Origin of the sequence: Pseudomonas sp. PDM02, from assembly GCF_014852285.1 — a bacterium.
GTDB lineage: Bacteria > Pseudomonadota > Gammaproteobacteria > Pseudomonadales > Pseudomonadaceae > Aquipseudomonas > Aquipseudomonas migulae.
In genome coordinates, this window is sequence record NZ_JACVBL010000010.1 from 173,517 (window position 1) to 195,735 (window position 22,219).

The 22,219-nt window shown below is 60.3% G+C and carries 19 protein-coding genes and 2 pseudogenes; 11 read left to right on the forward strand and 10 right to left on the reverse strand.

What is annotated here, in order from left to right:
- Positions 1-119 precede the first annotated feature (119 nt).
- Entirely contained in the window at positions 120-1,016 is an 897-nt protein-coding gene (locus IB245_RS19080) for a LysR family transcriptional regulator (RefSeq protein ID WP_192228345.1), read from the reverse strand.
- Between the two features lie 161 nt (positions 1,017-1,177).
- Here IB245_RS19080 and IB245_RS19085 point away from each other — a divergent pair, with 161 nt between their 5' ends.
- The 6 genes from IB245_RS19085 to IB245_RS19110 all read left to right on the forward strand — a co-directional run bounded on the left by IB245_RS19085 (position 1,178) and on the right by IB245_RS19110 (position 8,778).
- Positions 1,178-3,268 carry an acetate--CoA ligase family protein gene (locus IB245_RS19085; protein WP_192228346.1) on the forward strand — a complete coding sequence of 697 codons (2,091 nt, stop codon included), beginning with the start codon at positions 1,178-1,180 and terminating at the stop codon, positions 3,266-3,268.
- Positions 3,265-4,056: an enoyl-CoA hydratase/isomerase family protein gene (locus tag IB245_RS19090; RefSeq protein ID WP_192228347.1), complete on the forward strand. Its 792-nt coding sequence runs from the start codon at positions 3,265-3,267 to the stop codon at positions 4,054-4,056. The genes IB245_RS19085 and IB245_RS19090 overlap by 4 nt, the downstream gene beginning before the upstream one ends.
- Positions 4,053-5,492, forward strand: a complete 1,440-nt coding sequence (locus tag IB245_RS19095; protein ID WP_192228348.1) for an aldehyde dehydrogenase family protein — start codon at positions 4,053-4,055, stop codon at positions 5,490-5,492. The genes IB245_RS19090 and IB245_RS19095 overlap by 4 nt, the downstream gene beginning before the upstream one ends.
- Complete coding sequence (locus IB245_RS19100; protein ID WP_192228349.1) at positions 5,489-6,310, forward strand: enoyl-CoA hydratase; 822 nt, start codon at positions 5,489-5,491, stop codon at positions 6,308-6,310. Before IB245_RS19095 ends, IB245_RS19100 begins: the two co-directional genes overlap by 4 nt.
- A 120-nt stretch (positions 6,311-6,430) precedes the next feature.
- Positions 6,431-7,747, forward strand: a complete 1,317-nt coding sequence (locus tag IB245_RS19105) for an MFS transporter (protein WP_192228350.1) — start codon at positions 6,431-6,433, stop codon at positions 7,745-7,747.
- An 89-nt stretch (positions 7,748-7,836) separates the two neighbouring features.
- Positions 7,837-8,778, forward strand: a complete 942-nt coding sequence (locus tag IB245_RS19110) for a cupin (protein WP_192228351.1) — start codon at positions 7,837-7,839, stop codon at positions 8,776-8,778.
- Between the two features lie 73 nt (positions 8,779-8,851).
- Here IB245_RS19110 and IB245_RS19115 read toward each other — a convergent pair whose 3' ends face one another.
- A complete protein-coding gene (locus IB245_RS19115; RefSeq protein ID WP_192228352.1) occupies positions 8,852-9,751 on the reverse strand; it encodes a pirin family protein in 900 nt (299 codons plus the stop codon).
- A 122-nt stretch (positions 9,752-9,873) separates the two neighbouring features.
- Here IB245_RS19115 and IB245_RS19120 point away from each other — a divergent pair, with 122 nt between their 5' ends.
- Complete coding sequence (locus tag IB245_RS19120; protein WP_192228353.1) at positions 9,874-10,785, forward strand: LysR family transcriptional regulator; 912 nt, start codon at positions 9,874-9,876, stop codon at positions 10,783-10,785.
- Between the two features lie 42 nt (positions 10,786-10,827).
- Here IB245_RS19120 and IB245_RS19125 read toward each other — a convergent pair whose 3' ends face one another.
- From IB245_RS19125 to IB245_RS19135, 3 genes are all read right to left on the reverse strand, one after another.
- Positions 10,828-11,085 (reverse strand): Atu4866 domain-containing protein, encoded by a 258-nt coding sequence (locus IB245_RS19125; protein ID WP_008039090.1) that lies wholly within the window; start codon positions 11,083-11,085, stop codon positions 10,828-10,830.
- A gap of 15 nt (positions 11,086-11,100) precedes the next feature.
- Positions 11,101-11,838 carry an SDR family oxidoreductase gene (locus IB245_RS19130; protein ID WP_192228354.1) on the reverse strand — a complete coding sequence of 246 codons (738 nt, stop codon included), beginning with the start codon at positions 11,836-11,838 and terminating at the stop codon, positions 11,101-11,103.
- A gap of 149 nt (positions 11,839-11,987) precedes the next feature.
- On the reverse strand, positions 11,988-12,428 hold the full coding sequence (locus IB245_RS19135; RefSeq protein WP_008024732.1) for a DoxX family protein: 441 nt from the start codon (positions 12,426-12,428) through the stop codon (positions 11,988-11,990).
- Between the two features lie 154 nt (positions 12,429-12,582).
- On the opposite strand from IB245_RS19135, the gene IB245_RS19140 reads away from it, so the two are divergent.
- Positions 12,583-13,485: a helix-turn-helix domain-containing protein gene (locus tag IB245_RS19140; RefSeq protein WP_008024731.1), complete on the forward strand. Its 903-nt coding sequence runs from the start codon at positions 12,583-12,585 to the stop codon at positions 13,483-13,485.
- 45 nt (positions 13,486-13,530) lie between these two features.
- On the opposite strand, the gene IB245_RS19145 is transcribed toward IB245_RS19140, so the two are convergent.
- Entirely contained in the window at positions 13,531-14,295 is a 765-nt protein-coding gene (locus IB245_RS19145) for an SDR family NAD(P)-dependent oxidoreductase (RefSeq protein ID WP_192228355.1), read from the reverse strand.
- 278 nt (positions 14,296-14,573) lie between these two features.
- On the opposite strand from IB245_RS19145, the gene IB245_RS19150 reads away from it, so the two are divergent.
- The 3 genes and pseudogenes from IB245_RS19150 (at position 14,574) to chrA (ending at position 16,996) form a co-directional block, all read left to right on the forward strand.
- A complete protein-coding gene (locus tag IB245_RS19150; protein ID WP_008024727.1) occupies positions 14,574-15,491 on the forward strand; it encodes a LysR family transcriptional regulator in 918 nt (305 codons plus the stop codon).
- Positions 15,492-15,510: 19 nt separating this feature from the next.
- Positions 15,511-15,645, forward strand: a pseudogene (locus IB245_RS19155) (chromate resistance protein); the annotation flags it as partial.
- The gene (gene chrA, locus IB245_RS19160; RefSeq protein ID WP_192228356.1) at positions 15,638-16,996 is read left to right on the forward strand and encodes a chromate efflux transporter; all 1,359 of its coding nucleotides are present in this window, start codon (positions 15,638-15,640) and stop codon (positions 16,994-16,996) included. The pseudogene IB245_RS19155 and the gene chrA, both read left to right, overlap by 8 nt.
- 61 nt (positions 16,997-17,057) lie before the next feature.
- Here the strand turns inward: chrA and IB245_RS29400 are convergent, their stop codons facing one another.
- From IB245_RS29400 to IB245_RS19175, 4 genes and pseudogenes are all read right to left on the reverse strand, one after another.
- On the reverse strand, positions 17,058-17,813 hold the full coding sequence (locus tag IB245_RS29400; RefSeq protein ID WP_411736698.1) for a methyl-accepting chemotaxis protein: 756 nt from the start codon (positions 17,811-17,813) through the stop codon (positions 17,058-17,060).
- Positions 17,814-17,915: 102 nt separating this feature from the next.
- Positions 17,916-19,250 (reverse strand): annotated as a pseudogene (locus IB245_RS29405) (HAMP domain-containing protein); the annotation flags it as partial.
- A 299-nt stretch (positions 19,251-19,549) separates the two neighbouring features.
- A complete protein-coding gene (locus tag IB245_RS19170) occupies positions 19,550-20,572 on the reverse strand; it encodes an ABC transporter permease (RefSeq protein ID WP_008039101.1) in 1,023 nt (340 codons plus the stop codon).
- 56 nt (positions 20,573-20,628) lie between these two features.
- The gene (locus IB245_RS19175) at positions 20,629-22,194 is read right to left on the reverse strand and encodes a sugar ABC transporter ATP-binding protein (protein ID WP_008039108.1); all 1,566 of its coding nucleotides are present in this window, start codon (positions 22,192-22,194) and stop codon (positions 20,629-20,631) included.
- Positions 22,195-22,219: the final 25 nt, after the last annotated feature.

Consider the following 22,219-nt stretch of genomic DNA (forward strand, 5'->3'; position numbering starts at 1 on the left):
CGCCTTCAAGGCATAAAAAAGCTGCCGCTTCATAAGCGGCAGCTGATGGTTTATCGGCTGGAGGTTCGCTGCGGGACTGAGCAAAACCAAGGCATGACCATTCTTCAAAAGCGCAGGATTTACTCAAGAAGCGCCTTGGACAACTCACGGACATGCACGCCAACCACTCTGGCCGCCTTCGACAGCGGATGCTGGTGGGTAAACGCCAAGGCAATCGTCCGTTTGATCTCCGGCCTGGTGATTCGCACGGCATCGAGCAACCCGCGTTCGACATCGTCCTGCACCGCCAGAAAAGGCAGGATGGTGAACGCTCCGCCTGTCGTCGCCACATCCTTCATTGCGTTCAGCGTGTCGACTTCGATAGCCACGTTCAACGAGAGCTGATGTTTGCGCGCCAACTGGTCCAGGGTGGTCCGTAACCCGTTGGGGCGAGAAGGCAGGATCAGCGGAAAATCCGCCAACGCAGCAAACTCGATCGATTGCTTGAGCCCATTGAGGCTTCCCGCTTTACCCACCAGGTACGTATCAACGACGCCCAGGGTTTCTTCGTCACGCGCGTTGGATATGCCGTAGCGATTAACGACTATCAGGTCCAGCGCACCTGCTGCCAGTTGCTCATCAAGATCACCGCTGAAGCCCTCGACCACATGCAGGCGGACGCCGGGGGCATGGGTTTGCAGCTTGGTGAACAGCATGGGCAGCAACCTTCTCGACATCGACGGCAGCACACCGATGTGCACCGTCCCTGCCGGCACGCCTGAGGACTCCCTGACCAACGTTTCCAGGCGCTCGGCCTGAGCGAGCAGCAAACGAATCTCCGGTAGCACAAGCCGCCCAAAATCCGAGACGACCAGACCACGCCCAGTGCGCACGAATAGCTGATCGCCCCACTCGACCTCCAGTTGCGCCAGTTGCCGGCTGACCAGCGACTGAGCGGTGCCCAGCGCCACTGCGGTTCGGGAAATAGACCCGAGCTCGTCCATCAGCAACACGCTTTGTAGCTGTTTCAGATTCATCAACCTCGCCCTCAGCGCCCTCTTCCAGTGCTCGAAACATAAACGACAGCCTTGCATCAAGCCATCACTATTTGATGTATCTGATATCGCCTTTATGACACTTCCAGATGGGTATGGCGCTCCCTAGACTCGTATCAGACCTGAAGCCAACGAGAGCCCCCATGGCCCATAACAATAAAATCAGCCCGGCAGCGTTATCGCTGTTCGACCCGTCCAGCGTCGCCGTCATCGGCGCATCCGAAGACCCGAACAAAGTCGGCGGACGGCCCATCCATTACATGCTCAAGTTGGGTTACGCCGGCACAATCCTGCCGATCAACCCCAAGCGCGAGTCGGTTCAAGGCCTGCGCTGCTATCCCGATCTGGGTGCGCTGGATACCGTTCCCGAGGCAGCAATCATTGCCGTCTCGGGCACTGCGGCGGTGGAAGCGATCAAGGCGTGCGCCCGTTTGGGTGTGAAGACGGCAGTGGTCATGGCTTCCGGGTTTGCCGAGACCGGCGAAAGCGGTCGCCAGTTGCAGAATGAACTGGTGGACTTCGCATGCCATCACGGCATGCGTCTGATCGGCCCCAACGCCCAAGGATTTGCCAATTTCGCCAACGGCGCGGTGCTGAATTTCAGCACCATGTTCATGGAAGTGGCGCCCACCGACGGACCTATCGCCATTGTCAGCCAAAGCGGTGCGGCGAGCGTCATGCCGTACGCGATGTTGCGTGAGCAGGGTTATGGCGTTCGCTACCTGGCAGCCACTGGCAACGACGCTGACCTGGGCGTGTCGGAGCTGACTCGCGTCCTCGTGGACGACCCGCAGATCCGCCTGATTCTGGTGTACGTGGAAACGGTTTCGAACCCGATGCTGCTCGCGGAGGCGGCACACATCGCTCGTCAAAACGGCTGCCACATCGTGCTGCTCAAAGGCGGCGTGAGTAACAAGGGCGCTGCTGCCGCCGCGTCCCACACCGGGGCCATGGTGGGCCAGGATGGCGCCCTCGATGCGTTTCTCGACAAGCATGGAATCTGGCGTGCACACGATATCCACGAACTGGTCAACGCAGCACCGCTGTACCTGAGCGGTTTTGCTCCGGGTGCTGGTCGAGCGGTCGTGATGAGTCACAGCGGTGCAGTGGGTGTGCTGTGCGCTGATGCCGCCGAACGTGTCGGCCTGCCGCTGACCGAGCTGGCGCCGCCAACCCTGGAACGCCTGAAAGGTCTGATTCCTGACTTCGCCAGCGCCGCAAATCCGCTGGACCTCACCGCCGCCCTGCTCGGCAACGGCGGGATGTTTCCTGCCGTTCTCGATGTGCTTGGCCAAGACCCGGAAGCGGACATGTTTCTCATCGGGATCCCCGTGGCAGGCCCTGGCTACGATGTGCCGGGGCTGGCTCAGACCACTGCGAGGTTCATGCAACACACCGGCAAACCCGTGGTAATGACCGCGCCTCAAGCGGATGTCCGGGCGCAATTCCAGCAAGCCGGAGTGCCGGCATTCCGCAACGAAAGCGAAGCGGTAGCGGCGCTTCGTCAGTACGCCCGGCATTGCCAATGGCAAGGCTCGCCACTCCCCGCACCCACGGCAACAACCGTGAACGCCTGCGCCGGCCTGCTTGATGAGGCAGACAGCCTGGCCCTCCTGGCAAACGCCGGGGTGCCGGTCGTCGAGCATCGGGTTTGCCATGACGCGGATAGCGCGGCCCGTATCGCCGCTGATTTCGGCGGGCGCATCGTCATCAAAGGCTGCGCTGCGCAGGTTCCCCACAAGAGCGAGCACGGTCTGGTTCATCTCAACCTCGCCGACCCGCAAGCGGTTCAGGACGCGGCGCATCGTTGCCTGGGCGCCCTGGACACGCTGGGTGTTCCCCACGGCCGGCTGATCGTCGCGCGCTCGGTCAAAGGGCTGCATGAATTCATGCTTGGCGTCGTCGTAGATCCATTGTTCGGCCCGCTGGTCGTGATCGGTGAAGGGGGAACCCTGGTCGAGATCCGCAAGGACACCGTTTCGCTGCTCGCCCCGTTCACTGAGGCACAAGCGCTGGAAGCGATCGATCAACTGCGCATTGCCCCGGTACTCAAGGGCGCACGCGGTCAACCACCACTCGACGCCAAGGCCCTGGCCCGGGCAGCGGTGGCGCTGGGTGATTTCGCCCTGCAACACCAGGCAAACCTGCTGAGCGTCGACGTCAACCCGGTCATGGTCATGGCCGAAGGCGTAGTAGCGGTCGACGCCGTTATCGAATATCGGGAGGCACCATGAGCATCAGTCATATCGATCAACAGCGCAGCGTCCTGGTTGAAATCGAGAATCAGGTGGCGCTGGTCACGCTCAACCGCCCCGCCAACCTGAACGCAGTGAATCAAAACCTGCGCAGCGCATTGATCACGGCGCTGACACAACTCAATGACGACCCGGCTGTTAAAGCGGTCGTTCTGACGGGTGCCGGTGACCGGGCGTTTTGTGCGGGTCAGGATCTGGAAGAAGCCAGCGCGGTCGACTGGAAGCAGATTGCGCCTTGGCTGAACGCGCAACGCGCCATGTACCAGGCCGTACGCGACCTGGACAAACCCTGCGTGGTCGCCATCAACGGCGTCGCCGCTGGCGCAGGCATGCAACTCGCGCTGTGTGGCGACTGGCGGGTTGCCACGCCGGACGCCCGCATCGGTCAGCCTGAAGTGAAAGCGGGCCTGGCGAGCATCGTCGGCTCCTACTTGCTCTCTTTGCATGTCGGCCTGACCCATAACGCGCAACTGTCCCTGTCCGGCGAACTCATCAACGGCCAGCGCGCTCACGAGATCGGGCTGGTGACAGAGCTTGCGTCAGACGTCCTGGGTGCAGCCATCGTCCGCGCACACTCGCTGGCGCAGCTACCCGCGACGGCCATCCGCCTGTCCAAACAACGCTTCCGGGCGCTCACTCAACCCGGTTTCGACGACGCCTGTACCGCCGGCATCCGCGCCCAACTCGAATGCTATGCCAGCGGTGAGCCACAGACCTTGATGAGCGCGTTTCTCGACGCCCGTGCACGCAAAGGAAATACACCATGACTGCCTATCAACATCACCTGATCAACGGACGCTGGACGCCCGCACAATCCGCCGACAGCACTCGCGTCTACGACTCGGCGAGCGAAGCCGGGCTGGGCCAGGTCGCCCATGGCACATCATCGGAAATCGACCTCGCCGTCGAGGCCGCAAAAAATGCCTTTGCCTCGTGGTCAACGCTGCCTGTCAGCACACGGGCTGACTTCGTGCGCGGCATCGCCAATCAACTGGAAGAACACGTTGCTCAGCTTGCGCAGGGGATCGCCGCCGAGGTCGGCATGCCGCTCAAGCTGTCGCAGCGCATACAGGTGCAGGCACCGATTCTGGCGTGGCGGGCGACGGCTGATCTGGCGGTCGATTGCCTGACGGATGCCCAGGTCGGCAACTCCACCATCACCCATGTCCCGGTCGGCGTCGTCGGTGCTATCACCCCGTGGAACTACCCGTTGCACCAGATCACCGGCAAGGTCGCCGCGGCATTGGTCGCCGGTTGCACCGTGGTCCTCAAACCGTCGGAACTGGCGCCTTGCACAGCACGTGCACTGGGTGAAGCCGCGCTGGCCGCCTGCCTGCCCAACGGGGTGCTGAACATTGTTCTGGGCGACGCGGCGACCGGCCAGGCTTTGGTCGATCATCCAGACATCGCGCTGCTCTCATTTACCGGTTCCACCGCTGTGGGCCGACGTATCGCCGCCTCGGCAGGCCAGGCACTGAAGCGGGTTTCACTGGAGTTGGGTGGCAAATCAGCCTGCATCGCGACAGCGGATGCCCCTGCCGAAAACGTCGTACGCCACGTGGTCGCGTCATGCTTTCTGAACTCGGGCCAGTCGTGCAACTCGCTGACTCGCTTGCTCGTCCCCGTCGAGTTGTATGACACCTACCGTGCCTTGCTGGCTGACGCGGTGACTCGCCTGACGCTAGGCGACCCCATGGAGGCGACCACGCGCATGGGGCCCCTGGTGTCTGCGGCGCATCGGGACCGTGTTCACGCCATGATCACTGATAGCGAATCCCAGGGTTTTGACCTGATTGCCGGCGGCAGCCAAGCGCCAGTGCCGGCGACCGGTTACTACATTGCGCCGACTATTTTCGGCCGCGTTCCGCCTCAATCGGCACTGGCACAGCAGGAAGTGTTTGGCCCTGTACTCAGCGTGACCACCTATGAAAGCGAACAGCAGGCCGTCGAGATTGCCAACGGCACAGCGTATGGCCTGGCCGGCGCGGTGTGGGCGGCCGATACCGATCACGCCCTGAGCCTCGCCCTTCAACTGCGCGCCGGTCAGGTCGACGTCAATGGCGCGCCCTATAACCCGGCAGCGCCGTTCGGTGGCTTTGGTGATTCCGGCCTTGGTCGTGAGGGCGGTACGTACGGAATCGAGGAGTTTGTGGAAATACGCGCCATTCAAATGCCCGTCGCCAGCACGAGGGAAAAATCATGAATTTCAATCAGATCGAACTCAGCCGTTTCGGCGCTCAAGAGCACGTTGCCGTCGTGACCCTGATGCGCCCCGAGAAAATGAATGCACTGACCAAGGTGATGGAGGCAGAGCTGCGCGAAGCGTTCGCTCAACTGGATCGCGACGACACCGTTCGCGTCATCGTATTGACCGGCAACGGTCGTGCATTCTGCGCCGGCATGGACATCGATGAACTTGAGGTGCTGCCACCCGACGACATCAGTGAAATGGCCTGGATGCGCGCCTATGACATGAACCGTCGCGCCGACTACCAAAGCCGTTACTCGTATTTCCCCGGCGTCCGCAAACCCGTCATCAGCGCAATCAACGGCGCCGCCGCCGGCTTGGGGTTGGTACTGGCGCTGTACAGCGACATGCGTTTCGCCAGTGAAACCGCGGTGTTTTCCACGGCTTTCGCCAAACGCGGGTTGATTGCCGAACACGGCATTGCCTGGCTGTTGCCGCGCATTGTCGGGCCAGGGCACGCCGCGGATTTGTTGCTTTCGTCACGCAAGGTGTCGGCGCAGGAAGCACTGAGCATGGGCCTGGTCGAACGCCTGTTTGCTGCGGACGCCCTGCTGGATCAGACCCTGAAATACGCCGAAGAACTGGCCCTCAATGTCTCGCCCCGCTCTGTACGCGTCATCAAACAGCAGTTGGGCGAGTCGCCTTTCCAGACACTCACCGAGTCCATCGCCCAGGCCAACCGGGAGATGTTCCTGAGCATCCAGAGCGATGACTTCAAGGAAGGCGTGGCGCATTTCATGGAACGACGACCGGCACGCTTTAGCGGCACCTGATTTATCCAGACAACCTTCAGAGCTGCCACAATCGCCAGAGTACAGCCGCTTCGACTGCTCGCTGGCGATCACAGGGCATTGATATCACGAGCACTCCATAAAAATAACAAGGAGTCAGCGATGACTATCCTCAATACCGCAGAACAGCACATCGGCGTACAGGACCCTGCCCTCGCCGAATCAACGTTCAAGAAAATCATGTGGCGGTTCATGCCGCTGTTGTTCCTTTGCTATGTCGTCAGTTACCTGGACAGGATCAACGTCGGCTTTGCCAAGCTGACCATGCTCAACGATTTGTCCTTCAGCAATGCGGTCTACGGCCTGGGCGCCGGTGTTTTCTTCATTGGCTACTTCTTCGCTGAAGTGCCCAGCAACATGATCCTGCACCGCGTCGGCGCGCGACGCTGGATCGCCCGGATCATGATCACCTGGTCGCTCATCTCGGCTGCGACTGCACTGGTTCAGACGCCGATGCAGTTCTACATCGCCCGGTTTTTCCTGGGCATCGCCGAAGCAGGCTTTTTCCCCGGCATCGTGCTCTATCTCACCCTTTGGTTTCCGGCCCATCGCCGGGGCAAGATGGTCGCGCTGCTGATGGCGGGCAATCCGGTGTCCGGCATCCTCAGCGGCCTGGTGTCGGGCTACATCATGCACACCATGAACGCGGTCCATGGGCTGGCCGGCTGGCAATGGCTGTTCATTATCGAAGCCGCACCGGCACTGATACTGGGTTTTGTCGTGATGTTCTTTCTCACCGACAAAGTCGACGACGCTCATTGGCTGAGCAAAGAACAACGCGCCTTGGTTGCCGAAGAAATCAGCCAGGACAACCGCTCCAAAACCCACAGCTCGGTGCGTCAAGGATTGCTCGGCGGTCGGGTCTGGCTGATGTGCGCCATTCTGTTCCTGCTCGTGATGGGCACCAGCACCATTGGCTTCTGGCAGCCAAGCATCATCAGCAACTCCGGCATTACCGACCCGCGAACGATCGGGATCATTTCGGCGGTGCCCTATCTGGCGGCACTGCTGGGCATGTACCTGGCCGGTAAAAGCTCTGATCGCCATCGGGAGCGCCGTTGGCATGCAATCATTCCGCTGTTGGTGGCCGTGCCTGGTTTTCTGATTTGCGCGTTCTTCCCGTTGACACCCTGGCTGGCCATTACCGGTCTGATCATCGCGACTGCCGGGATCATCACCTCACTGCCCATGTTCTGGGCGCTGCCGACCTCGTTTCTGGGCGGTGCAGGTGCGGCGGCCGGAATTGCGCTGATTAACTCCACGGGCAATCTGGCCAGCTTCGCCGGCCCTGCAATGCACGGTTACCTGAAGGACCTGACGCAATCGATGACCACAGGGTTGGTCATTGTCGCGGGCTGCGTGTTCGTCTCGGCCATGATCATCCTGGTGTTCGTACCGGCGAAAATGGTCAACCGATAGTCACCACTTCCCGTTGTACCCCCCCTCGCAGCTTCTGACGGCAATCCAACAGAAGCTGCGTCAAAGGATCAAAGATCGAGGTGATAACCGTGAACAGCACATTCAGGATCGATGCAGTAGACGCCGTGCCGACAAACGAGCGGGAAGCCGAATATTTCGAGTACAGCAAAGCGGCGAATCCGATCAGCGCCAAGCTCATTACCCGCGTTCCCTACCACAACTTTCCAGCGTCACTCTGTGCCACTGGCCCCTCGCGGATCGTGCCGCTGGACCTGAGCGAAGCACTGGGCTGTGAAGGGCCGGCAACCGGGCCCGGGCTTTGTGCAAACTTCATCCGCCTCAATGCGGGCGATAACCTTACGCTCCAGCCCAACGCCACCTCGCAGGTTTTTTATGTGATTGCCGGCGCAGGCGAAGTCACCCAGGGCGAGCACACCCTTGAATGGTCCAAGGGCTGCTTCATCGCACTGCCAGGTCTTCTGGACGCCCGTTTCAGCGCGACCGAGGATGCCCGTCTCTACTACGTGCATGACGAACCACTGCTGCGTTATCTCGGCGTGACCCGCAGCATCGATCGGTTCATGCCTACGTTGTATCCGGCGCATACAGCCAACGCGAAGCTGCGTGAAGCGGCCGATGACCCGCGCGCGCAAGACCGCAGCCGTATCAGCATTTTGTTGGCTAATCGCAATTTTCCTCAAACCCGAACCGTGACCCATGTGCTCTGGGCAATGTATGGAATCTTGCCTGCCGGCTCGATCCAGAAGCCTCACCGGCATCAGTCCATTGCGCTGGATTTCATCATCGACTGCCCGGCAGGTTGCTACTCACTGGTGGGCACCGAGCTGGATGCCGATGGCCAGATACGTAACCCGGTTCGTGTGGATTGGGCCCCGGGGTTGGCTTTTGTAACGCCACCTGGCTACTGGCACGCCCACTTCAACGAGTCGGATCAGGAAGCGTTCCTGATCCCGATCCAGGACGCGGGGCTGCAGACGCATCTTCGCTCACTGGATATTCGCTTCAGCTGATACAGGTTGTTCATTGCCCCCGCTCGCCCTGCACGAGCGGGGGCAACACCGGTTTAATCACCTGAAAGCCGGGTTACTTGAAAACGGGCACGCTGGCTGACCCGCTCGGCTTTTTCAGGTATTCACGCAGCCGTGCACCGATCTCGGCAATTTTCGCCTCCCCCGCCCGCAAGGCTTGCGGGTTGGTATGCACCGAGTAACTTCCCAGCGCGAGATCATAAGGATGTGGCTGCGCGGAGCCGATCACGAAGACCGTTTCCTTGTGCATGGCCTTGAGCGTAACGGTGCCGCTACCGGGTTCGAAAACGACCATTTCTCCCGCCATGACCAGCTCCGGAGCGCAAAGCGAGCCGCGACTGACACTCAACCACAACGACTCATGACCCGTGGGCGGCACATAACTCCAGGATTCTCCGGCAGGTAGCGTGACCAGCAGGTAGTTCATGCCGGCGGGAGCGCGAACCGGGCTTTGGACACCCTGGTATGCACCTAGAATCACACGCGCCGGCCCCACTTCTGGCATCACGCCTGACTCCAGGTATTGGCTATCGACACTGGCGTTTTCCAGTGCCGGCGGGAGTGCAACCCACAGTTGAAAACCCTGAATGCGCTTCGATGTACCGACCGACATTTCCTTGCCATGCCAGACCCCGCCACCGGCGCGCATCCATTCGACACCACCATAGTCAATCATCCCCGAACCCGAATCCGCCTCCTCAAAACGCAAATTCCCTTCGGTAATGACGGTGACCGTGGCGATGCCGGAATGCGGATGCATCTGCATGCCGTTGATGAACGAGCTCTCGCCTTCAAACAGGTCAAGGAACACAAAAGGCTTGAGCAGTTGGCCGAGGTCTGAGGGGCTCATCAACCGGACAATCGCGCCATGCCCATTGCCGGTGGTGCGGTAACGGATGGCCCGCTGGGTAACGGTTTCTTGTGTAGCGAACTGAGGCTGTTGCTTTAAAGACATCTTGATGACTCGAAGTTGGAAGCCTTTCGGCCCGATGCTCCAGACAATAGGCCCGGAACGATTACTTGATAAACCGGTACAATTGGATTGCACTCGTCCACCAGCATCAGGAATTACTCGCCATGCTCGACCTCAATGACATCGCCATGTTTGTGCAGGTAGTACGTTGCGGCAGCTTTGCAGAAGCCGCGCGACAGCTGGGCATGCCCCCCAATACCGTGAGTCGGCGCATCCAGCAGCTCGAAACGCAGCTCGGCACTCGGCTGATGCAGCGCTCCACTCGCAAGCTCACGCTCACCAGTGCCGGCCTTGGCTTTCATGAGCGTTGCGTGGGCGCTGTCGATGGCCTGCTTGAAGCGGGACAGGCGTTGATGACGGGCAGTCACGAGCCCAGTGGTCGGGTGCGCGTGGCGGCCCCGGCTGACTTTTTCGACTTTTTTCAGATGCAATGGGTGACGGAGTTTCTGACCGCGCATCCGCGCGTGCGACTCGACTTTGTGCTCAGCGACGCGAAGGCCGACCTGATCGCCGAGCAGATCGACGTCGCCTTTCGTGGCGGCCCCTTGCGCGATTCAGGCTATGTCGGTCGTCAGATCCTTGACCCGCGCAGCGTCGGGATGGTCGCCAGCCCCGCCTACCTCGCGGCGCGCGGTTCACCCCGCACGCTGCAAGACCTGGTAAACCACGATTGTGTGATCTCGGCGCATGCAGGCGGCCATGCCACTTGGCGCTTGGTCGGCCCGAACGGTGAGGAAGAAGTGCAAGTGAGCGGACGCTTCAGCGGCAATACCGCCCAGGCGTTGCGCAAGGCCGCCGTCGCGGGCCTCGGCATCGCGCTGCTGCCGCCGGTGATGGCCAAGCTTGAAGTGGAGGCCGGCGCACTGGTCCCGGTGTTGCCTCAATACCAGCCCAACGGTTACGGCCTGAACGTGCTGTATCCGAGCCGCCGACAGTTGCCGCTGGCGGTATCAGCGTTCATCGAGTTGGTCATCCAGAAGATGAATGCGGCCGACTCTTCGCCTGAGCATCAGTAACGGCACCCATTGCAGGCAACCCGTCACGGCAGTGCCAGGCCTCTACACCTCGCGATAAAGAATCATGCCCGCGTGGTACAGAATCCCGTCGCGGAAGTCGCCATCAGCCGTGAACCCGGTGTCATCGACGTACTCGATGTGGTCACCTTCCAGCCAATACCGCCCCTGGTAGGCACTCGCCTTCCGGCCCCGGGCTTCATCGTATCGGCCACCCGGCAAGAGCTCATGGCGGATGAGCCCGTCTGCCGTGACCCACATACCGACGTACTTGTCCTGATCAGCGGATTTTTTTACCGTCATGTTCAAGTCCTCGGTTCAGTACGCGCTGGCAGTCGGGCGGACAATCAGCTCACTGACGTCCACATCGGCAGGCTGTTCGATGGCGTAAGCGATAGCGCGAGCGACGGCCATTGCCGGGATGGCGATCTTGCGGAACTCGCGCATCTCGGCACGCCCGCCTTCATCGGAAATGCTCTCGGCCAGCTCGGACTCGGTTACGCCGGGTGAAATCACCGTGACACGAATGTCCCCGCCGACCTCCTGACGCAATCCCTCAGATATGGCGCGCACTGCAAACTTCGTCGCGCAGTAGACCGACGCCGTTGGGCTGACGGTGTAGGCGCCAATCGATGCAATGTTGATGAACTGGCCTGATTTCTGTTTTTGCATCAACGGCAAACCTGCCGCGATACCGTGCAAGACGCCGCGAATATTGACGTCGATCATCTGATCCCATTCCGAGACCTTCAGCGCCTCGAGTTTCGACAGCGGCATGACCCCGGCGTTATTGACGAATACGTCGACCCGGCCATGCAGGTTCAACGCAAAATCCACGAACGCTTGTACGTCGGTCAGACGGGTGACATCCAATGCCTGGAAGTGGGCACTTCCCCCGCTGGAATTGATCTGCGCGCAGAGTATTTCGAGGCGCTCCGTACGACGTGCCCCGAGCACGACATGTGCACCGCTACTGGCCAACAGGCGCGCTGTCGCCTCGCCTATTCCGCTGCTCGCGCCCGTAATCAGAACGACTTTTTTCGAGATATTCGACATGACCCTAATCCCTCACTTGAGTGGCTGGTGACGCGAGAGCGGTGTCTCGCTGCCAGTCCAGATTAGGGATAACGGTGGGCAGCCAGTTAGTCAGATCCTTCTGACAACTTGCCTGATCCTGTCGGGATAACAGGCTGCGACTTACCGGTTCAACGACGGCGAGCGTCGAGGCTGAAGCGACCGGCACCGAAGGCCACGACCTGCAACAGGCCACCAGCCATCGCGATGTTCTTGAAGAAGTGGATGAACTGGTTTTGATCGCCCAGTGCGTTATGGAAAGCCAGTGCGGTAAATACGCTGAACACGGCCAGTACAGCGGCAACGGTGCGAGTGCGGTAACCGGCGATCAGTGCCAGGCCACCACCGACTTCGACAATGATCGCCAACGCCAGCGCCAGTTCCGGAAGCGGAAGACCCACGGAGCTGATGTAGCCGACCATCATCGCGGGAGCGGCCAGTTTCGAAAAACCGGAGAGAATGAAGATTGCGCTGAGCAGTACGCGGCCGATCAACGAAGCCGAGGCTTGGGTCACGTCGCGGCGGCTCTGTTCAGAGCCGGTGGAATGAGCGATGTTTGCAGAAGTAGTCATGAGGTATTTCCTTCAAAGTTTGTGCGACTCGCCATGAATCGCTGCTGTGAAGAAATTTTGCGTCTTGTCCTCTCATCTGAATAGCCGACTAATTTAGATCATTAGATTCGAATAAATAGGCAAGTAATTCACCCCATCAACAGGGAGTTCAATCGTGCAAATCGTTGAGCGAACCTCTGCAACAGGCCTGGAATCGCACATTCGCGGTCAGCGCCTGGCCGCCTCCGAGGATGTATTTTCCAACGATGTGCTGGTGCAGATCTTTACCCGGGAAAGGATCGAACAGAGCTTTGTCGTTCCCGCCGTGGCTGAACCGCTGATTGTCTGGGTGCTGTGCGGGAGCGCCACCATTGAAGAACGGGAGCCCGGCAAAGAGTGGCTGGCGAGTGAGGTGACAAAGGGTGATTTTTTCCTGACCACCAGTGCTGTGCCCTACGAAATGCGCTGGCACGTGAACAGTGCGGAGCCCTTCGTGGTGATGCACATTTACCTCGGTCTGCCATTGCTTGAACGTGCAATCCAGGAAACCCACAAAGAGGTCACCGGTGCGATTTGCCTGCGGGAAATATCCGGCGGTCGAGATGAAGCGCTGTCAGTGCTGTTCGAACAATTCAGAGTTGAACTGACTACCCAGGGAGAATCCAGCCCCCTGCTGATGCAAGGCATCGCCCAGTGCATCGCCGTGCATCTGGCGCGCCGGTACCTTGATACGCAAGCGGACAACATCGTGCAGCGCAACGCCCTGCCGGCCTTCAAGCTCAAGCGTGTGCTGAACGCGATGGAGAGGTCATTGAGTGAGGCGTTTTGTCTGGGTGACCTGGCCGACGAAGCCGGCATGAGCGAGTACCACTTCAGCCGCCTGTTCAAACGCGCCACGGGGCTTTCACCCTCGCGCTACTTCATCAGGTTGAGAATGACCAAAGCCAGGCAACTGCTGATTGAAACCGACATGAGCATCATCGATGCCGGACTGGAAGTCGGGTACAGCAGCGCCAGCCATTTCTCTCAAGCGTTCAAACGGGAAGTCGGCGTCCTGCCCAGTCACTACCGCAAATGAAAAACGCGACACGGCGTGCACCGTGCCGCAGGTACAACCGCCCTATCAACCGCCCACGGGAATGCTCATGCCGCCATCGGCCATGACCACCGAGCCGACAATGAAACTGGCGCGCTCGGAGGCCAGGAATGCCACGATTTCGGCGATCTCCCCGGGCGAGGCGGCACGGCCAATGGGGGCGGATTTCCCGTGCTCTTGCAGGAAACCCGGGCCGTCTTCCATGAAGTGATTGAGCAGATTGGTGACCACGTCACCCACGCCAATCGCGTTGACCCGGATACCGTGTTCTATCGCTTCCAGCGCCTGGGTCCGGGTCAACTGCGCCAGTGCCCCTTTCGACGCGGTGTAGGCCGCGATACCGGGGAAGGCAAAGTAAGAGGCATAGGAGGCAATGTTGACGATAGCGCCTGACTTTTTCTTCATCATTTCTTTCGCCGCTTCGCGGGAATGGAGAAATGCGCCCGTCACGTTTGTCTCCATCTGCCAGCTCCAGTCCTCGCGGGTCATCTCGACCAGAGGCTTGTAGATGATCCGTCCCGCATTATTGACCAGCACATCGAGCGTGCCGAAGTGTTGAACGGCCAGTGCAACAGCCTGTTCAGCCGAGCCATCGACCGTGATATCCGCCACCAAAGGCACCAGCCCCGGGCGCTCAAGTGCATTCACTTCAGGGTTGATGTCTTCGGCTATGATCCTGGCGCCACGGGCATGAAACAGCTCGACGATGGCACGGCCGATACCGCTGGCGGCGCCCGTCACAATCACGACTTTGCCGGCGATCTCGTTGGGGGTAGGAATGAAATCAGTCATCTTGTTTCTCCTGTTAAGAGCGCAGCTGAATAATTCCAGCCGCTGCGCATACGCCTGAACGTATGGGGGTGTCGCAATCGACGACTCAACTGTCGCCGATTGCGACCCGCCACTCTTTAGGAGCCTTGCTCACCCTGTCGGGGCTTTGCGCTTATCTGTCTGGCGTTTCAGTTTCCCTGAGGGTCGGGTTGAAACCGCAAGCCGGGCAGGCAATCCAGGCTGATGAAACGGTTAGCAATACCGGGATAATATTGATCATTACGTTCGAGGAAACACGCATGATTTCTGATCCCGGAACACCGACACTGGACCAACTGCGCGTGTTCCTGACGGTCGTTGAAGTTGGCAGTTTTGCAGCGGCTGCCAGAAAGCTGCATCGAGCCACTTCGGTCATCAGCTACTCGATTGCCAACCTGGAAATGCAGCTCGGCGTGTCGCTGTTTGACCGTCAGACCACACGCAAGCCGCAGCTCACCGACGCCGGCCGCACCGTTCTGGCCGAAGCCCGGACCATCGCCAATGGCATTCATGGTTTACGTGCCAAAGTGAAAGGGCTGCTTCAGGGGCTTGAAGCCGAAGTCCACGTGGTGCTCGATGTGATGCTTCCCCCGGAGCGCGTGGTCGACGCACTCAAATCCTTTCGCGAAGAATTCCCTACGGTTGCCCTGCACTTGCATATGGAAGCGCTCGGCGCCGTCACGGAACTGGTGATCAACCGTGGTGCTATCGTCGGCGTCAGTGGGCCGATGAACGAAGGCATCGACGGTATCGAAAGAATTGGCGTCGGCAGCGTGGAGCTGATTCCGGTGGCAGCCCCGAATCATCCACTGGCTTCAAGCGACTCGAATGTGCCCGGTGCCGGGCGAGAGTTCACGCAACTGGTGCTGTCCGATCGCTCGCTTCTGACCAAAGGCAAGGATTTCGCCGTGCTCAGTAACCGCACCTGGCGCCTGGCGGACCTGGGTGCCAAGCACATGCTGCTGCGTGAAGGCATCGGTTGGGGGAACATGCCGTTGCCGATGGTCCAGGAAGATCTGGAGAGCGGCCGGCTTGTGCAATTGAACATACCGGAATACAAAAGCGGCCAATATACCTTCGACGTAATCTACCGTACGGATCTGCCACCGGGCCCTGCGGCAAGGTGGTTGATCGACCGGTTCGTACAACAAGGCTCGGTGCTGGATAGCGCCGCTTGAGGACGATTTCGCCCTGCCTGCATCAGCTCTCGAACGGATGCTGGCAGGGCTGCGTGAAACCATTGCCCATGACGACCACTTGCTCGCTGCTGCAAGCGCCATCTTCGACGGCCTGCTCGACGAATTTGTGAAAGAGGAACAACCCGATGAGTAAGGTTTCCACATTGGAAGTTGACGAGAATCTGTCGAGGCCTCAGCCGGTCAGTTTGCGTGAGGCGTTCTGGTTCTGGCTAAAGCTCGGCTTCATCAGTTTCGGCGGGCCGGCAGGACAGATCTCGATCATGCACCAGGAGTTGGTAGAACGGCGGCGCTGGATTTCGGAGCGCAGATTTTTGCATGCCCTCAACTACTGCATGTTGCTGCCCGGGCCTGAGGCTCAGCAGTTGGCGACCTACATTGGCTGGCTGATGCATCGGACATGGGGAGGAGTCATTGCGGGGGCACTGTTTGTGTTGCCCTCGCTGTTCATCCTGATTGCGTTGTCGTGGATGTACATCGCGTTCGGCGATATACCCGTGGTGGCCGGGCTCTTCTATGGGATAAAGCCCGCCGTGACGGCCATCGTGGTGCAAGCGGCACACAGGATCGGCTCTCGGGCACTGAAGAACTATTGGCTGTGGGCGATAGCGGCGGCGTCATTTACCGCGATCTTCGCATTCAACGTTCCATTCCCGCTGATCGTGCTGAGCGCCGCTTTGATCGGCTATGTCGGAGGGCGCCTGGCGCCCGAGAAGTTCAGGACCGGGGGCCATGGTTCCGCCAAAAAATCCTTCGGGCCAGCCTTGATCGATGACGACACCCCCACCCCTGAGCATGCCCGTTTTAACTGGCTGAAACTGGCGTCGCTCGCACTTATCGGCGCCACGCTCTGGGCATTGCCGATGGGCATCTTGACCCTCCTCTTCGGCTGGGAAGGCACCTTGACTCAAATGAGCTGGTTCTTTACCAAAGCCGCGTTGCTGACCTTTGGCGGTGCGTATGCCGTGCTTCCGTATGTCTACCAGGGCGCGGTCGGACACTATGGCTGGCTGACCCCGACACAAATGATCGACGGGCTGGCCCTGGGGGAAACCACACCGGGGCCGCTGATCATGGTCGTGGCCTTCGTCGGCTTTGTCGGCGCCTATGTCTCGCAAGTGTTCGGAGCCGATCAGGTGTTTCTGGCCGGGGCCGTGGCGGCCTCGCTGGTGACCTGGTTCACCTTCCTGCCCTCGTTCCTGTTCATCCTCGCGGGTGGCCCGCTGGTGGAGTCGACCCACAACGAACTCAAGTTCACGGCACCGCTTACCGCCATAACAGCCGCCGTGGTTGGAGTGATCCTCAATCTGGCGTGTTTTTTCGGCTATCACGTGCTTTGGCCAACAGGCTTCAGCGGCAACCTCGACTGGCCCTCCGCGCTGATCGCGATTGCGGCGGCGGTTGCCTTGTTCCGCTTCAAGCGGGGTGTCATTCAGGTGTTGATGGCCTGCGCGCTCGTCGGTTTGACCGTGCATCTGTTGCGTTAGCCTGGTGCAAGGAATGCGAGGGTGAATAGCATAAATGGCCTTCACCCACGCCCTGAACAGACTAAACCCGAAATTGCTGCATCAGCCCCTGCTGATGGTTGGCCAGGCGGTTCAGCGCCTGGCTCACCTGGGCCGATTCCTCGGCCTGCCCCGACAGGGATTCGGTGACATCGCGGATGGTCGCCACGTTGGTATTGATCTCTTCGGCCACGGCGCTCTGCTCCTCGGCGGCGCTGGCAATCTGCAGGTTCATGTCGGAGATGACCGATACCGATTCGCCGATTCGACGCAAGGCGGCGACCGCCTGTTCGACGTGTACGACGCTGCCCTGTGCTTGCTGGTAGCTGCTGTTCATTGAACTGGCGACTTCGCGGGTCCCCTTCTGCAAACCTTCGATGACCTGACGGATTTCCTCCACCGAGTCCTGGGTCCGCTTGGCCAGGTTGCGCACCTCGTCGGCAACCACCGCAAAGCCGCGCCCGGCTTCACCGGCACGCGCAGCTTCGATGGCGGCATTGAGGGCGAGCAAGTTGGTCTGCTCGGCGATGCTGCGGATCACCTCAAGCACCAACCCAATCTGTTCACTGTTGGCCGCCAGACCTTCGACCTGCGCCATGGCACTGCTCATGTCGCGCGCCAGGGCATCGATGGCGCTGGTGGTGTGGCCAATGATGCCGAGGCCTTCGCGGGTGGCGAGATCGGCACCACGCGCCGCTTCAGCGGCCTGCGCCGCGCTGCGGGCGACATCCTGGGCGGTGGCGCTCATCTCGTTGGAGGCCGTGGCCACCTGGTCCACTTCGCGATATTGCTGCTGCATGCCGGAGCTGGTCTGGCTGGCGATCGCCGCGGACTGATCGGCGGTGCTGCGGGCGTCCTGCACCGAGCGTTTCACGTCGGCAATCACCGGTTGCAGCTTGTCGAGGAAGCGGTTGAACCAGCCGGCCAGTTCGCCCAGCTCGTCCTTGCGCGAGTAGTCGAGGCGACGGGTCAAGTCGCCTTCACCGCTGGCAATGTCCTTGAGCATGCTGGCGACCCCAAGGATCGGTCGGGTCACGCCACGCGCGGTCAGCCACACCAGGAGCAGACCGGCGATGGCGGCGGCTATTCCGAGCAGCAGTTCCAGCCAGGTTCCCTGGGAGTTGCGCACGTCCAGATCGTTCTGCAAGGCCATGGCAGGCGCCAGCAGGGTCGTCATGGGCACGTCCAGCAACACGGCCCAGGGCTTGGCATCTGGAATGGGTTGCAGCGGTGCCAGCACCTGCAAGTGGTGGTTCGTCTGCTGCTCATGTCCTTGCCCCTGACGTTGCAAGTCCAGCAGCTCGGCCGCTTCGCCTGGGTAGGCCTTGGACAGGCTCTGGCCGAGCAGGCCGGCGTCCACGCTGTGACCGGCCAGCAAGCCGGCCGGGCTGAGGATACTGATGGCGCCCTGCCCCTGATAAAGGCCCTGACTGCCCGCCGTCGCCAACTGCTGAAGATTGCTCAGGCTGATGTCCATGCCGACCACCGCGATCATGCGACCGTTCTCGATCACCGGAAAGGTCAACGTGGTGATCAGCGTCTTCTGCCCGGAAGCGTCATCAAAGTAGGGATTCAACAAGCAGGGTTTAAGGCTTTGCTTGGGGCAGTTGAACCAGGTATTGAAAGGGCTGCCGTCGAGCATGGGCGTGGCGTCGCTGATCATGTCTTCGGTCACCGCCAGGGTGTTCAGGCTTGCACCGCGCTGCGCCCAGTAAGTGGCGAAACGGCCTTGTTCGTTACTGCCCGTTTCGGCACGGCCGGCAAAGGCGGAATCGTCACCGCCCAGCGCATCCGGTTCGAACACCAGGTAGAGGCTGAGCAGTTGCGGGTTGGCCTGCAACGCCTCTTTGATCTGCTGGTTGAGCGAATCACGCAGGGCCTGGCCGTCCAGATTCAGTTTCTGCGCCTGGCGCCGCTGGCGCATTACTTCGCGGGATAAGTTCAGGCCATCCTGGTAGGCCGACATGAAGTAACGCTGGATGGTCAACGCCTGAACCTTGCCCTCCCCTTGCATGCGTTCGCGGGCCGACGCTTCGAGCATCTGCGCACTGCTCGCCTTGACCAGCGTGGTCCCGGCCCCCATGCGGTAGAGCGAGATGCCGATGAGCATGGCAACGATAGCCACCAGACAGAAGCCGGTCAGCAAGGTGATCTTCCATTGGATGGAAAGTCGGTCAAGAGGCATTGAAGCAGTCCTTGTGCGGAGATACTGGTTGAGGTCCGACGATGCGCGCATTGACGGCGGAACCCGACGGCAACGTGGATCGGGTCAGCTCAGCAAGCAGTACTGGCCCCCTGACATCAATCACCAGCACTTTTCACGCCAAAGACATAAAATCCTTAAATTACAATTACTTAATAAGAAAATTGGAACCTCCTCGCCGCAGACAGAGGGCCCCTGTGTAAAATTTTGCGACAGACTATCTCTACTTGAATCACTACCTGACCAACCTCCACATGCGCGGCTTGCGAGACAAGGCGGCAACGGACATGGCAGCGAGAGCCAGAGCTGGCCCCCGCTGCTTGCAGTCAATGTCAGCGCTTGAGTTTGCGCTTGTTGCGGTATTGGTCGATAACCACTGCGACCACGATGATCAAGCCCTTGATGATGTCCTGGATGTAGGCATCGACCCCGACGAAAGTGAACCCGCTGGCCATCACCCCAAGGATCAGTGCGCCGATGACCGTGCCGGTGATGCGCCCCACCCCGCCCGCCAGGCTGGTGCCGCCGATGACCGCTGCGGCAATCGCATCCAGTTCATAGGACATGCCCATCCCGGCCTGCCCGGTGGCGGCACGGGCCGAAGCCACCACGCCCGCCAGCCCCGCCAGCAACCCGGCGATGCTGTAGACGATGACCAGATGGCGTTTGACGTTAATACCCGACGTGCGCGCAGCCTGCATGTTGCCGCCGATGGCGTAGGTGTATTTGCCGTACTTGGTGTAGCGCAGCGCGATGTGGAAGATCACCGCCACCACCAGGAAAATGATCACCGGCATCGCACCGTGACCAATCGCCGTGTAGGAATCCGACAGCATGCTCACTGGCTGGCCTTCGGTGTAGTAACGCGCCAGGCCACGGGCCGAGACCATCATGCCCAGGGTGGCAATGAACGGAGGAATCCCGGTGATGGCAATGATGCTGCCGTTGATTGCCCCCGCCAACAGCCCGACGCCGAGCCCGACAATCACTGGAATCCACACCGGCAAGTCAGTCAGCGACGGGAATACCGCCCGAGTGAAATCCGAGGTCTGCGCCAGGCTGGCAGCGATCATCGCCGACAAGGCCAGCACCGAGCCCGACGACAGGTCGATGCCGGTGGTGATGATCACCTGGGTCACGCCAATCGCCAGCAGGCCGATGATCGACACTTGCAGGATCATCAACACCAACCGCTGGGAGTTCATCAGGAAGCTCTGGTCGCGCACGATCCAGCCGAACATTTCAAATACCAGGCCGATCCCGATCAGCACCAGGAAGATGCTCAGCTCGGTCGGAAAGCGCCGGCGACTCTTGGCCGGTGCCGCTGCCGGTTTGTTTTCCAGTATCGCGTTCATAGCCACTCACCTTTCTATTGCGTCATCGACGGCGGCCGTAGCCACCACCCGCATCATTAATGAACCGAGGACATGCCCGAGGCCAGTTGCATCACTCGTTCCTGAGTCGCTTCGCTGCGGTCGAGGGTGCCCATCAGTTCGCCCTCGTGCATGACCATCACCCGGTCGCTCATGCCGAGCACTTCCGGCAGTTCCGAGGAAATCATGATCACCGCCATGCCTTCGCCTGCGAGGTAGGAGATGAGTCGGTAAATCTCGGCCTTGGCGCCGACATCGATACCGCGGGTCGGCTCGTCGAGAATCAGGATTCGTGGGTTGGTCATCAGCCAGCGCGCCAACAAGGCCTTCTGCTGATTGCCGCCGGACAAGGTGTCGATGCACTGCTCCAGTGAAGGGGTTTTCACCCGCAGCTTCTTGCACATGTCTTCGCACAACACCCGCAAGGCTTTCTGCTGAATGAAGCCGTGGCCGGCGTAGTGCGGCAGCACCGCCATTTCCATGTTCTCCAGTACCGAAAGGCATGGGAACAGGCCGCTGAGCTTGCGATCCTCGGTCAACAGTGCGAAACCCTTCTCGATCGCCATGTGCGGATCGCTGATGCGCACCACTTCGCCATCGAGGCGAATCTCGCCACTGTCGCTCGGGGTAATGCCGAAAATCGCTTCGGCCACGTTGGTCCGTCCGGAGCCCATCAACCCGGCAATGCCAAGGATCTCCCCGGCATGCAGGTCGAAAGAGACGCCTTTGAAGATGCCATCCAGCTTGAGGTCGCGCACCGACAGCAACAGATCGCCAATCGGCTCGTCGCGCACCGGAAACAACTGGCTCAACTCACGACCGACCATCATCGAAATCAGGCTGTCGCTGTCCATGCTGTCGGCCCGCTGCAGGCCTATGTAGGCGCCATCGCGGAACACCGCCACTTCATCGGCGATAGCGAACACTTCGTTCATTTTGTGGGTGATATAGATGATGCCTTTGCCCTGGCTTTTCAGGTCGGCAATGATCGAAAACAGGTGGGCGACCTCCTTGTCGGTGATGGCCGAAGTCGGTTCGTCCATGATCAGGATATCGGAGTCATAGGACACGGCTTTGGCGATCTCGACCATCTGCCGCTCGGCGATGCTCAGGTTGCCGACCAGCTCTTCGGGGTCGAGGTTGATCCGCAGGCGCTCCAGCAATTTCGCCGTGCAGCGGTGCATTTCCCGGTGGTCGATCATGTGGAAGCCGTTGAGCTGCTCACGACCGATCCAGATGTTTTCGGCGATGCTCATGTGCGGCATCAGGTTGAGTTCCTGGTGGATCATTGCGATCCCGGCCTGAAGCGCCGCCAGCGGCGTTTCAAACACCACCGGCTTGCCCCGCAGGCGCAGTTCGCCGGCGTCTGGCTGGTAGATGCCGGCGATGATTTTCATCAGGGTGGACTTGCCAGCGCCATTTTCGCCCATGAGCGCCAGCACGGAACCGGGGCGCACCCGCAGCTGCACATCGGACAACGCCACTACACCGGGAAAACCCTTGCTGACGTTGACGATCTCCAGCAGGTACGGCTCATCGACAGGTGTTGCAGTGGGCTGGGCACCTTTCAAAGGGGTGCTCGAAGCAGTCGCTGAAGCGAACATGATCAGGTACTCCATCAGCAAGGTC